The sequence below is a fragment of the Allosphingosinicella sp. genome (assembly GCF_046295735.1).
GTDB lineage: Bacteria > Pseudomonadota > Alphaproteobacteria > Sphingomonadales > Sphingomonadaceae > Allosphingosinicella.
Window position 1 is genome coordinate 36,097 of sequence record NZ_JBKBMQ010000011.1, and the last position, 12,463, is coordinate 48,559.

The window sequence follows — 12,463 nt, forward strand, 5'->3', positions numbered from 1 at the left end:
GCTCAGGCGATCGCCGCCCGCACCTCGCGCTCGTCGCGGCGGCCGAGATTGAACAACCGGGCGAGGCTGCGCTCCAGCATCAGCAGCTGCCACAGGGTGCGGCCATGCTCCGCCCGTCCGCGGCGATGGTCTTCGGCCAGGCGGGCGATGGCGGCGGCGTCGAACCAACCCGTTTCCGCCAGCGCGGAGCCGTGGCCGGGGGCCGCGGCCTCGGCGGCGAGCGGGCCGCGGAACCAGTCCGACACGGGCGTCACGAAGCCCATCTTGCGCCGGTAGAGGATGTCGCGCGGCAAATAGGGTTCGAGCGCGCGCTTCATCAGATATTTGCCGGTGCCGCCGTGCAGCCTGTATCTGGCCGGCAACCGGGCGGCGAATTCGACGAGACGGTGGTCGAGCAAGGGCTCGCGCGCCTCGAGACTGACCGCCATCGACGCACGGTCGACCTTGGTGAGGATGTCGCCCGGCAGCCAGATCTTGAGATCGGCATATTGGGCGCGGCCGAGCGGATCGGCGGCCGGGGCGCCCTCCATCGCCGCGACCCAGCGGTCCTCCGCGCGATGGCCGTGGAGGGGGGCGCGGAAGATGCGGCGGCGCAGAGGCTCCGGCGTCACGCCGACGGCGCCGGCATAGGCTTCGGCGCCCGGGCGGCCGATCGCCTGAAGCGTCGTCTTGGCGCGGAACATGCGCGGCGCCCAGTCGAGCTTGGGATATAGGTCGCCAAACCCGCCGATCGCGCGGCGCAGCGGGCCGGGCACGAATGCGCGCGCGCGTTCCTCGGCCAGCCACATGCGATGCCGGCGATAGCCGGCGAACGCCTCGTCCGCGCCGTCGCCGGACAATGCGACTTTCACCTTCTCCCGCGCCAGTTCGCACACCCGGTATGTGCCGATGGCGGAGGCATCCGCGAACGGCTCGTCGAAGGCGTCGACCAAAGTGTCGATCAGCCGGAAATCGTCGGACGAAACGGTGCGCACCCGGTGCGCGGTCGCGAACCGTTCCGCCACCAGCGCGGCATGGCGGGTCTCGTCATGATCGGCGGCGTCGAAGCCGATCGAACAGGTCTCGACGGCGCGGCGGCTGCCCTCCGCCATGAAGGCGACCACCGCCGAGCTGTCGACGCCGCCCGAGAGGAAGGCGCCGAGCGGCACGTCGGCCACCATCCGCGACCGCACCGCCGCGCGCAGCCGCTCCACCATCTCCTCCTCCAGAGCCTTCAGCGGCCGGGAGGAGGGATTGGTGAAATCGACGTCCCAATAAGCCACCGGCCGCGGCACGGCGCGGCCGCGGCGGACGTGGAGGCTGTGGCCGGCCGGAAGCTTGGTCACTCCCTCGATGATCGAGGCGTCGTCGGGGACATAGCCCCAGGCGAGGAAATCCTCGATCGCCTGCGCGCTCAAGGTCCGGCGGAGGCGCGGATGAGCGAGCAGGCCCTTCAGCTCGGAAGCGAAGATCAGCGCGCCGTCGGAGAGGCGCGCGAGGAACAGCGGCTTCACGCCCAGCCGGTCGCGGGCGAGGAACAGCGAATCGTCGGCCGCGTCGTGTATCGCGAAGGTGAACATGCCGTTCAGCCGCGGGAGGCATTCCGCGCCCCACTGCGCCCAGGCCGCCAGAATGACCTCGGTGTCGCTGGCCGTCGCGAAGGAATGGCCCTTCGTTTCGAGCTCCAGCCTGACTTCGCGGAAATTGTAGATCTCGCCGTTGAAGGCGATGGTCAGCCGCCCGTCGGCCGAGCGCATCGGCTGCGCCCCGCCTTCCAGATCGATGATCGACAGGCGGCGGTGGCCGAAGCCGACACCGGGCCCGGTCCAGACCCCGCTGCCGTCCGGCCCGCGATGGGCGAGCGCGTCGGCCATCGCGCGGACGCGGCCCGGATCGACCGGCTTCGGAACGTCCGGGTGGAAGATGCCGGCGATGCCGCACATGGCTAGAGGCCCGCGGCGCGGTCGGCGAGCGCGTCCACCGGCCCCAATGCAGCGACGAAGGAGTCGATCGCCGGCCGCGCGCTCAGCCCCGTCCCCGGCGCTTCCGCCGAGACCAGGACCGCGACCGCGCGCTGCGGCCCGCCGAACAGGCGCGTCTTCATCGTTTCAAGCTTCACTGCCACCCCGCTGCCGGTCAGAATCCGCCCGACGCGGTAGAAGGTCAAGACTTCGCGTACAGTCCCGTGCGAGCCGATCCGTTCCGCCCGGCCGCCGGGCGGTTGCGCGGCGCCCGAGATCCAGGCCCAGCCGCTTTCCGGCGGCGCGGCGCCCTGGCCGTAGGCGACCATTTCGCGGCCGCGCTCCTGCCGCGCGAAGACGGCGACGGCGAGATCGACCTCGCGTCCCTGCGAATCGCGATAGTGGCCGATGCGGACGAGATCGGCCCCGGCATAGCGGGGCTGCCAGGGCCGCCCGGGATCGCCCGGCACCCGTTCCCAGCCCGGCACGTCGGGGAGCGCGAGTTCGGCCGGCGCGGCCCGTTCCCCCGCGGCGGCGATCCCCGCCGACCAGAGCAGGGGAAAGGCGACGATTGCGAGCAGCGCCGCCGTCACCGGGCGCAGCCGGCCGCGCGGACGATGCGGCAGCGCCGCCGGATCGAACCAGGGATCGGACACCTTGCGATCGAAGAAGGGCCAGCCGGCCGCCATCATCAGGGCGATCACGATCCCGAAGAAGATGCCGCCATAGACGACATGGTCGAACCCGACCGCGAACTCGACCGAGGTGAGATGGGCGACATAGACGGTGCCGAAGGCGCGCACGCCGTTGGCGAGGATCGGGATCACCGCCGAGGCGATCATGAAGGCCGCGCGACGCTTCCAGGAATGGAAGCAGACATTGGCGACCAGCGCCCCGTAGGCGATCATCGCGATCAGGAACTTGACCCCGGCACAGGCCTCCGCGACTTCGAAATAGCCGTCGGGCGTCGAAATGAAGATGCCCTCGAGATGCGCGGGTATGCCGGCGAGGCCGAGCAGGAACATGCAGATGTGAGCGGTGACATGCTGCATCAGCGGCACGATCTCCTCGCCCGCCGGGATCAGGAACAGGGCGTAGAAGATCGGAAAGGCGAGCGCGCGCGCCGCTGCCTGGCCGAGGCAGGCGATCACCGCGCCCTGCAGCATCAGGACCAGCCCGGCATGGCGGGCGAGCGCCACGCCGCCGGCATCGCCCAGCAGCCAGCCGAACGCCCCCGCCCCGACCAGCAGAAGCCCCGGCGCCCAAGGCGCGGGCGTGAGGTGCGCCAGCCCTTCGCGCCGCTGCCAGACCAGCCAGAAGATGATCGGCGGGATGAGCAGGCAGTGATTGTAGGTGGAGGCGTTCCACCAGATGTCCGCCATATGGGCGGCATCGCGGTGGAACAGGAGCAGGATCGCCGCCCAGGCGAGGCCGAGCGCCTGGAGATGGCGCCGCCAGGGCGAGCCGGCCGGCGCCGCCGCCGCTTCCCCGGTCCGGATCGGGAGCATCGCCGTCATGCCGCCGCCTTTCCGAGGCCTGGCAGGACGAGGGGCCCGAGCGGCGCCAGCCGCCGGTCCCAGCGATAGCCGTCCTCCATCCGCGCGCGGGCGGCGGCGCCGAGAGCGTCCGCGCCGGCGAGATCGGCGAGCAGCGCCGCGATCGCCCGCGCTTGCTCCCCGGCGGTGGCGGCGACGAGGAGGTCGCGGCCGGGTTCAGCTTCGATCCCTTCGAAGGCGGCCGGGGTGGCGACGACCGGGCGGCCCATCGCCATCGCCTCCAGCACCTTGTTCTGGATGCCGCGGGCGATGCGGAGCGGCGCGGCGACGAAATCGGCGCGGGCGAGCCAGCCGCGCACATCGGCCACCTCGCCGGTGACGATCACCCGGTCGGACGCCAGGGCGCGGAGTTCCGGCGCGGGATTGCGGCCGACGATCGCGAAACGCAGGCCGGGGACGCGCGGCAGGACTTCGGACGCGAACCAGCAGGCGGCATCGACGTTGGGCCGATAGTCCATCTGGCCGGTGAAGACGGCGAGCGGCCCCTCCCCCGCCTCCGCCGGTTCGGCGACGCCGGGGCGGAAGAAATCGAGATCGATGCCGTTCGAGACGGCATGCACGTTCGCGGCCCCGCTGCGGGCGCGGAACAAGGCCGCTTCGGCCTCGCTGACGAACAGGCAGGCGGCGGCGCGGGCGGCGACCGCGCGCTCGAAATCCGCGAGGCGCACCGCCTCCCGCCGGTTCACCCAGCGCATCGGCAGCGAACCGTCTTCGGCATAGGCTTCGAACTTGGCCGAATCGACGTCGACGAAGTCCATCACGAAGCGTGCGCCGGGCGGCACATATTGGGCCATCTGGCCGGAGAAGACGAACAGCGCGTCGGAGCGCGCCGCGAGGCGCGCGACGAAGTCGCCGAGCCGGCGGCTGCCGAAGGCGGTGAGCGAAACCGGCTTGCCCGCGATCAGGGCGCGCGCGCCCGCCGCCGCCTGGCCGCCTGCCCGCACCTCGACCAGCGCCTCGCCGAGCCGACCCCCGAGCGCCTCGCGCAGCGCCGGCAGATGCGCCGCGTCCGCGGCGTCGTCGGCGAAGCAGGCGAGGTGCACGGTGCCGAGCTGCGCCAGATGGCGCAGCATGTGCCAGGACCGGATCTTGTCGCCCCGGTCCGGGGGATAGGGAATGCGATGGGCGACGAACAGGATCTCAGCCATCAGCCGAGCCCCCGCGCGATGAGCGGCCCGAGGCGGTTGGCGACGGGCAGCGGCAGCTTCTTCCAGAGCGCGATCTGCAGGCGGTAGCGCGGCGACAGCGGGCTGGTCTCCCGCGCCGCGCCCCAATGGGCGTAGACGAGCGGCCGCGGCTCGAAGCCCCAATTCTTCTTGTAGGCGAAGGCGCCCGAGCCCGTCTTCGACCGGCCGAAGTCGAAGCGGGTGCAGCCCCGCGCGGCGGCATGACGCATCAGCGCGAAATACATGAGCTCGTTCGCGCGTGCCGCCCGTGCGGCGAAAGTCCCGCCGCCCCAATAGGGATAGACGCAATTCTTGAAGTAGAGACTGAGCACGGAGGCCAGCGCCTCCCCGTCCCGCCGCACCGTGAGGATGTCCGCATCGGTTCCGAATTCCTCCAGCACCGCCCGGAACAAGGCGGCCGGGAAAACCGGCGTGCCGAGATTGCGCACGCTTTCGGCATAGACGCGATGGTGGGTGGCCGTGTCGGCATCGATGTCGGCGGTGAGGCCGAAGCCCATCGCCCGCCGCACCTCGGCGCGCTGCTTGCGCGGAATCGCCTTCAGGATCGTCTCTTCGTCACCGGGCAGGTCGCGCACGAAGCCGGCATGGCTTCCGGAGACGGCGCGCCAGCCGTCGGGAACGGGTCCACCGCGCAGTTCGATGCCCGGACAGCCGACCCGATCCGCGAGCCGCTCCGCTTCTCCGGCAAGCGCGGCCGCGGCGGCCTCGCCCAGCGCGAGGATGCCACCTTCTACGGCGAAACCGGCCGAGACCAGGGCCGCCCCGAACAGCCGCGAGCGGATCTCGCTGAGCGGCAGCAGGCCGACGATGGCGCCGCCCTGATCGGCGACCAGATAATGGCTGCGGTGGCCGGTCGCGCTTTCGACCGCCCGGCTCCAGGCCGGACGGTGGAACGGCGTCGCCTCCGGATGATCGGCGAGAAAGGCTTCGATCCGCGCCTCGTCGGCGGGAGCCGCGGCGCGGATCAGCAGCGGGATCGGCGCGGGCGCGTTCATTGCAGCCGTTCCCGCTCCGCCTCGACCACCAGGTCGGTCCGCCCCCAGCGGTGGGCCGCGAGTATTTTCAGGAGCTTGGGCTCCATGGCGGACAAATTGGTATAATGCCGCAGCCGCGACTTGAGCGGCGCCGCGGCCAGCCGCGGCTGGTCCGGATCGATCTCCCACGGGTGGAAATAGAAGATGGCGGGCCGCGCCTCGACGCGGTTCACCCTGCCGATCGCCCAGTCCGAGAAAAGATAGGGAAGCAGGCGAAAGAAGCCGCCGCCGCCCGCGGCCATGCGGCGGCCGCCCAGTTCCACCGTGGTCACCGGCAGCTCGATCAGATCGGCGCCGGCGACGGGCCGGAAGGCGAAGCGCGGCGCCTCTCGCCAGCCATAATGGTCGTGCGCGACCGGCGCGACGCTGGAGGAATAGGCATAGCCCTCCTCCGCCAGCACCTCATGCGCCCAGGGCGTGCGTGCGTCGATCGAGAAGCTCGGCGCCCGATAGCCCGTGACGGCGCATCCGGCCGCGTCCTCGATCGCCGCGCGGGCGCGGGCGAGATCGGCGCGGAAGCTTTCCCGGTTCAGGGTGAAGACGCGGCGATGGTCCCAGCCGTGGCTGGCAAGTTCATGGCCCTCGGCCGCGATCCGCCGCACCAGCTCCGGGTGACGCGACGCCACCCAGCCCAGGGTGAAGAAGGTCGCCTTGACCCCCGCACGGTCGAACAGGGCAAGCACCTTGTCGCAGCAGCGCTCGACCCGGGGCGCGAAGCCGTCCCAGGCATCGCGCGCGATCACCGTCTCGAAGGCGCCGACCTGGAACCATTCCTCGACGTCCACGGAGAGGGCGTTCAGCATCGCGGCGCGCTCAGGCCGCGGTGCGGGCGCCGGGCTGCCGCTCGCCATTCTCCACCCAGTCGATCATCAGCATCAGGACGCGGCGCAGCGCCTGCTCCTGCTCGGCGAGCCGCGTCTCGAGCTCGGCGACCTGGCGCTCCCAGGCGGGATCGACCGGCTGCGGCTGGAACTGGGCGTCGGCCTGCGGCGCCACCGGCTCGGCGCGCGGCTGGAAGCGAAAGGGCAGCACCCGCTCCGAACGCGCGCGGCGCGGCTCGGGCTGGTCGGCGCTCATGTCGGCGACGGCGGCCTCGACCGAGGCGGCGGAAATGCGATCCGATCCGTCCACGGCCGCCTGCAGCATCAGCCGGTTGGCGAGCTGGTTGATGCGGCGCGGAATGCCGTCGGTGTGGCGGTGGATGGCGGCGAAGGAGTCCGCGTCGAACGCCGGGCGGCCGTTCCATCCGACCAGCTCCAGCCGGTGGCGCAGATAGGCTTCGAGTTCGTCGGCGTCCATCGGCCCGAGATGATGGCTGGCGATCACCCGCTGGCGCAGCTGCTCGAGCCGCTCGGCGCCGTTCAGCTTCTCCCGGAATTCGGGCTGGCCGAGCAGGAAGATCTGGAGCAATGCGCGGCCGCCGATCTGGAAGTTGGACAGCATCCGCAGCTCCTCGAGCGCGGAGACCGGCAGGTTCTGGGCCTCGTCGACGATCAGCAGCGTGCGCTTGCCGGCCCGGAACTCCTCTTCCAGCCTTTGTTCGACAAGGTCGAGCAGCCGCGCCTTCTCGACGCAGGCGACCGGGAGGCCGAGGCCCTGCGCCGCGAGGCGGAGCATGTCGTCCCCTTCGACCTGGGTCGAGACGATATGGATGGCGTTGAGCCGGGCGCGATCGATTGTCCCCATCAGATGGGCGACCAGTGTCGATTTGCCCGCGCCGACCTCACCGGTCACGACGATGAAGCCCTCGCCCTGGGCGAGGCCGTAGCCGAGATAGGCCATCGCCTTCTTGTGGGTGCGGCTGCCGAACCAGAAGCGCGCGTCCGGCGTGAGTTGGAAAGGCTGGGCCGAAAGTCCGTAATGATCGGTGTACATGTCGTGTCTCTCCAACCCCCCGGTCAGAAGCTGTAGCGAAGGCCGAGCAGGCCGGAGGCGACCGTGCTGTCGATGGTGCCCGCATCGCTGTGGTAGAGGCCGAGCGCCGCCCGCATCTGCAGCCGCTCCAGCAGGAAGGCGCGGTAGTAGTTGCCGGTGATGCCGGTGGCGAAGATGCCGTCGACGGCGCCGATGTCGCTGTCGTACCAGCTCGCGAACACGTCCACGCCGGCCGAGGCGCTGCGGCCGAGCGCGCGGTCGATGCCGCCGTTCAGGCTGAAGCTGCGGTCGGTGCGGGGACCCGCGGTGGCGAAATTGCCGCTGACCGGGCGGAAGTAACGGCGGTGGGAGAAGCCCGCGCCGACGCCGAAGGTCCAGGGCCCGCGCTCGCCCGAATAGATGATCGTGCCGCCGCGGTTGCGGAAGGTGGCGCCGCTGATCCGCTGCAGCGCCTGGTCGAAGCAGACGCCGGTGCCCGGATCCTCGCCGAAGACGCAGCCGCCGATCGCGCCGCTGAACGGATCACGATTGACGTCAAAGCCGCCCTGCAAACCACTGAGATCACTGATTAGAAGTCGGCCGAACGTGTCGACGCCGTCATAGACGCGAATGCCGAGGCCGTCGCCGTTCACGAACTGGTGCTGCAGCGATCCGGTGACGGTGGTGCCGCCATAGCGGCGGCCGCCGCGGGCCTGCAGTTCGGTGCGGGGGCTCGGCCGCCAGATGACGCCCACGTCCCAGATGATGCCGGACTGCTCATAGGCCAGAAGCCGCGGCGCGGTCGGGTCCGGGATCAGGCGACCGCCGGGAGTGACGACCGGGACACCACCTGAAGTTCTCACCACATCCAGTTGCGAAGATTGGATTTCTTCATAGCCGACGCCACCGGTTACGGCGAGCGTGGGGCCGACGGGCACGACCACGTCCGCCCGGGCATATTTGCCCTCGAACCGATTTTCGAGCTCGCCCGATTCCTCGCGCGCATAGCCCGCCGCGACGGTCCAGCCGACCGGTAGCTCGCCCGGCGCCATGCCGACGCTGGCCGAGGCGCTGTGCGCGACCGAATCGCCATAATCGATGCCGGCAAGGCTCGCATCGTCGATCGTGACATAGCCGAGCTTGTAGCTGGCGTTGACCGCGACCGGGCCGGCATGGGTCGACAGGGTCGGCCCGCCATAGACGCTGTAGACGGTGACGGCGGGATCGCGCGGCGTCAGCACCGAGCGGCCGTCGACGCCGGAGCGGGTGGCCATCGCCCCCGCCTCGAGGTTGAGCGCGTTCGGCACCGCTTCGACCGCGGCCATGACGATGCCGCTGTGCGCATCGCTCTGCGGCAGATCGCCGCTCCATTCGATCCGGCGCTCGTAGCGGTAGCTGGCCTGCACGGTGACCCGGCGGGTCTGCATCCGCCCGTCGACGCCGGCGGCGAGCGCCGTATAGGTGACCACGTCGCCGCCGTCGCCGAGCGCGGCGCTCACCACCTGGTTCACCTCCAGATAGGGCGTGATCTCCGCCCGCGGACGTAGCGGGACCCCGCGCGGGGCGGCGACCGGCGGGCCGGCATCGGCCGCGACGCCGGAGGGCGGCGGCGGCGGCGGAGCCGCGCCGGTCAGCGCGACGGCGATCCCGAAGGCGGCGAGCGCCCGGGCGGCAAGGCGAAGCCTGGTCATTGGCCATATCCGTAATAGGATCCGAACCGCCGCCCGGTGGCGGCGAAGCCCGCGCCGTTCAGGAGCAGGCTGAGGTTCGGACAGGCGGAAAGGAGGCGCACCGCCTCGCGCAGATCGGCCTCGACCGTGCGGTCGGCGCGGACGACGAGCACGACCTGGCCGACATGGGCGGCGAGCACCGAGGCCGGCGAGGCCATCAGGGTGGGCGGCGAATCGAACAGGAGGATGCGGCGCGGATCGGCCGCGGCGAGCCGCCCCAGCACCTCGCGGGTGCGCGCCGATCCGAGCAGCTCGGGAACGTTGTTGGCGGCGCGACCGGCCGGCAGGACCGACAGTCCCGGAATGTCGGTGCGGATCACCGCCCGCTCGGGATCCAACGCCGGGTCGGCCAGCGCGTCGACCAGCCCCGTCTCGCCTTCGAGGCCGAGGATGGAGAGCAATTCCGGCTTGTTGAAGTCGCCGTCGACGAGCAGCACCTCGACGTCCTTCTCGCCGGCCAGCGACAAAGCGAGGTTCAGCGCCGAGAAGGTCTTGCCCTCGTCCGGATTGGCCGAGCAGACCATCACCGCGCGGCGTCGCTCCTCGGGAAGGTCGGTCCGCGCCAGAGCGGCGAGCAGCTCGCGCTTCACGATCCGATATTCCTCGGCAAGGCCGGTCACCGGCGCGTCGGGCAGGATGAAGCCGGCCTCCGCGAGGGCGGCGCGGTCGACCGGCTGGACCGGCCCTGCCGGACGCGCGCGGCGGAAAGCGGGCTCCGGCCGGGGCCGTTCGGCGGCCTGCGGCGCCCGCGCCGGTTCCGGCGCGGGTTGGGCGCTCGGCTCGGCAGCCGGCGCGGCCGCGCGCAAGGCGGCGCTGAAATCGTAGATTTCGGCGGCCCGTTCGAGCAGCGAAGCCGGCTGGCGGATGGCGCTTTCCTTGTTCATCTTTCCCCTCACGCCACCGTGCTGCGTTGCCAGAATTCGACCAGGATCAGGACGGCATAGCCGGCGGCGAGCGCCCCTCCGGCCCCGCCGAGCCACACCAGCCGCTGCCGGCGCAGCGACTTCGCCCGGGCGGTCAGCACCTCGCTCACCGTTCCGAGCACCGGCAGGCCCGTTACCTGCTCAAGCCGGCCCTGGGTCGGGAAGGTGGTCTGGAGCTGGCCGAGCACGAAGGCGACGGCGACGCCCGCGCCCAGCGCCACGACCAGGACCAGGGTGAGGAGCAGCGGGCGGTTGGGCGCGACCGGGACGGTCGGCTGGCTGGGCGGATCGATGATGCGGAAGGTGACGGCGTCGGTGCGGGTCTGCACGTCGCTGCGCAGCCGCACCCGCTCGCGATCCTCCAGCAGCCGGTCATATTGCCGCTTCAGGACGTCATAGTCGCGATTTAGCCGCGCCTGCTCGGCGACGACGCCGGGCTCCGCCGCCTGGCGCCCGGCGAGCTGCTGCATGTCGTTCGACAGCTGGTTCTTGCGGGCCTGGGCGGCGGCAAGCTGCGCCTCGCGCTCGGCGATCATGGCGCGGAGCGAGGCGTGCGTCGGATTGGGGATGCCCCCTGCCCCGCCGCCGGCGCCCCGGGCACGCTCGCGATCCGCGTCGGCGCGCAGCCGGTCGATCTGGGCGCGGGTCTGGATGACATCGGGATGCTGATCGGTCCAGCCGCGGGCGCGCAGCTGGCCGAGCTGCGCCTCGAGCGAGGCGATCTGGGCGGAGGCCGGGCCGGCAACCCCGGGCGCCGGCGCGCTGCCGGGCAGGATGGCCGGCGTCGCGCCGAGCTGGCTGCGAAGGCCGGTCAGCGCGCTCTGCGACGAGACGATCTGCTGCTCCAGATTGGCGAGCTCCATCCGCGCGGCGGACATGCGCTGCTGCACCGATCCCTCGCCCGGCAGCAGGCCCATGAAGCGCTGCTCGAACTCTACCCGGCGCTGCTCGGCTTCCTGAAGCTGGACCTCGCGGCGCCGGATCTCCTCGTCCAGGAAGGACAGCGACTGGCCGGTCTCCTGCCGGTCGCCGGCCAGATTTTCCTCCACGAACAGGTCGAGCAGGTTCTGGACGATCGCGGTCGCGGTCTTCGCATTCTGCGCGTTGGAGAAGCCGGACACGCCGGACGTGGCGGTGATCTCGAACAGATTGTCCTGCTGCGCCACCACCTTGATGCTGTTGCGCAGCTTCTCGACCTCGCGGGCGAGGTCGCGTTCGCTCGCCACCTGGTTGTTGAGATCGGTGCGGCGCACCACCCGCTCGAGATTGGCGGTCGAGGTCAGCGTCTGCTTGACCCGGAACAGGTCGTTCTGCCGCTCGGCCGGCGTGATGCCGATCTGGTTCGGCAGGATGGTCTGCATCTGGACGTAGACGCGGCTCTTCGATTCATAGCTGTTGGGGATGAGCGCGATCGCCAGCCAGCCCGCGAGGCACAGCCCCCAGGCGACGGCCATGGCGAGCCAGCGGCGGCGCCAGACCTGGTGGATCGCGATCCGAAGCTGTTCGTAAAGCCCGTCCACGGCTCAGAACATGCTCTCGGGGATGATGATGACGTCGCCCGGCTCCAGCCGCACATTGGCGCTGGTATCGCCCCGCTTCAGCAGGCGGGCGATCTTCAGGTCATATTCGCGCTGGGCGCCGGTGGTGCGATCGTGGCGGACCAAACGGGCGCGATCGCCGGCGGCATGCTGGGAAAGGCCGCCGACCGCGATCATCGCGTCGAGCAGGGTCATGTTCGCGCGATAGGGTATGGAGGCCGGCCGCTCGGTCGCGCCCACAATCCGGATCTGCTGGGAGAAAGTGCCGAGCGGACGGTCCACCATGACCGAGACCAGCGGCTCCTCGATATATTGGTTGAGCACGCGGCGAATGTCTTCGGCGAGCTGCGCCGGGGTCTTGCCCACCGCCACCATGTCGGTGATCAGCGGCGTCGTGATGCGCCCGTCGGGCCGCACCTGCACCTTGGCGCCGAGCTCGGGATTGCGCCAGACGAAGACGGTGATCTCGTCCGAGGCGCCGATGATGTAATTTTCGCCCACTTCCTCGGCGCCGGCGACGAAGGTCGCGGCGGGAAGCGAGTTGCCGGCGGGGCCGCGCGTGGAGGCGCAACCGGCGAGCGCCACGGCCGAACCGCCGAGCGCGAGAATGAGCTTTGCAGATACGCGCATGTTCGTTCCTCTTCACCTGCCCGTCCCGCCGCCCCGTCCCGGGCAGTGGGACAGGACGCGGGATTTGGGCC

10 protein-coding genes are annotated in these 12,463 nt (G+C 71.0%); all 10 read right to left on the reverse strand.

What is annotated here, in order from left to right:
* Positions 1–2 precede the first annotated feature (2 nt).
* Genes ACK4K7_RS11440 through ACK4K7_RS11485 form a run of 10 tightly spaced genes read right to left on the reverse strand, consistent with a single transcriptional unit; the run spans position 3 to position 12,392 of the window.
* Positions 3–1,922, reverse strand: a complete 1,920-nt coding sequence (locus ACK4K7_RS11440) for an XrtA/PEP-CTERM system amidotransferase (protein ID WP_431866124.1) — start codon at positions 1,920–1,922, stop codon at positions 3–5.
* 2 nt (positions 1,923–1,924) lie between these two features.
* Positions 1,925–3,457 (reverse strand): exosortase A, encoded by a 1,533-nt coding sequence (gene xrtA / locus ACK4K7_RS11445; protein ID WP_431866126.1) that lies wholly within the window; start codon positions 3,455–3,457, stop codon positions 1,925–1,927.
* Positions 3,454–4,647, reverse strand: a complete 1,194-nt coding sequence (locus ACK4K7_RS11450) for a TIGR03087 family PEP-CTERM/XrtA system glycosyltransferase (protein ID WP_431866253.1) — start codon at positions 4,645–4,647, stop codon at positions 3,454–3,456. The genes xrtA and ACK4K7_RS11450 overlap by 4 nt, the downstream gene beginning before the upstream one ends.
* The gene (locus ACK4K7_RS11455; RefSeq protein ID WP_431866127.1) at positions 4,644–5,678 is read right to left on the reverse strand and encodes a FemAB family XrtA/PEP-CTERM system-associated protein; all 1,035 of its coding nucleotides are present in this window, start codon (positions 5,676–5,678) and stop codon (positions 4,644–4,646) included. Before ACK4K7_RS11455 ends, ACK4K7_RS11450 begins: the two co-directional genes overlap by 4 nt.
* Positions 5,675–6,520 carry an XrtA system polysaccharide deacetylase gene (locus tag ACK4K7_RS11460; protein WP_431866129.1) on the reverse strand — a complete coding sequence of 282 codons (846 nt, stop codon included), beginning with the start codon at positions 6,518–6,520 and terminating at the stop codon, positions 5,675–5,677. Before ACK4K7_RS11460 ends, ACK4K7_RS11455 begins: the two co-directional genes overlap by 4 nt.
* Before the next feature lie 10 nt (positions 6,521–6,530).
* Positions 6,531–7,592: an XrtA/PEP-CTERM system-associated ATPase gene (locus ACK4K7_RS11465; RefSeq protein WP_431866130.1), complete on the reverse strand. Its 1,062-nt coding sequence runs from the start codon at positions 7,590–7,592 to the stop codon at positions 6,531–6,533.
* Between the two features lie 23 nt (positions 7,593–7,615).
* A complete protein-coding gene (locus ACK4K7_RS11470) occupies positions 7,616–9,262 on the reverse strand; it encodes a hypothetical protein (protein WP_431866131.1) in 1,647 nt (548 codons plus the stop codon).
* On the reverse strand, positions 9,259–10,185 hold the full coding sequence (locus tag ACK4K7_RS11475) for an exopolysaccharide biosynthesis protein (protein ID WP_431866133.1): 927 nt from the start codon (positions 10,183–10,185) through the stop codon (positions 9,259–9,261). Before ACK4K7_RS11475 ends, ACK4K7_RS11470 begins: the two co-directional genes overlap by 4 nt.
* 8 nt (positions 10,186–10,193) lie before the next feature.
* Positions 10,194–11,744: an XrtA system polysaccharide chain length determinant gene (locus tag ACK4K7_RS11480; RefSeq protein ID WP_431866134.1), complete on the reverse strand. Its 1,551-nt coding sequence runs from the start codon at positions 11,742–11,744 to the stop codon at positions 10,194–10,196.
* A gap of 3 nt (positions 11,745–11,747) precedes the next feature.
* Positions 11,748–12,392 carry an XrtA/PEP-CTERM system exopolysaccharide export protein gene (locus ACK4K7_RS11485; protein ID WP_431866135.1) on the reverse strand — a complete coding sequence of 215 codons (645 nt, stop codon included), beginning with the start codon at positions 12,390–12,392 and terminating at the stop codon, positions 11,748–11,750.
* Positions 12,393–12,463 lie beyond the last annotated feature (71 nt).